The sequence below is a fragment of the Pseudomonas sp. PME37.24/025 genome (assembly GCF_055556615.1).
Map to the genome: position 1 here is coordinate 1 of NZ_JBVHNK010000501.1, position 232 is coordinate 232.

Genomic DNA, 232 nt, shown 5'->3' on the forward strand with positions numbered 1-232 from the left:
TGGGCTGGGCCTTGTCGGGCCGATGCGCGCCACCACTCCCGGCGACGCCTTACTTGCGGCCATCGCACCGATCCTTGAGGCCGCTGGCTCCCTCCCCCATGCCCATCTCGACACCGGCGGGGAGTCGACCGCGCCCAAGAAGCAGAAAACCCGGATGCTGAAATGCGAGTGCGCGACGTGCGGCTATACTGTGAGGACCGCGCGCAAGTGGCTGGAATTGGCCGGAGCGCCG

Annotated in this window: 1 protein-coding gene; it reads left to right on the forward strand. The window is 68.1% G+C overall.

Annotation, left to right across the window (positions count from 1 at the left end; translation table 11 throughout):
- Positions 1-232: hypothetical protein (locus ACZ3HH_RS31230; RefSeq protein WP_465810620.1), on the forward strand; the 232-nt coding region annotated here is incomplete at both ends.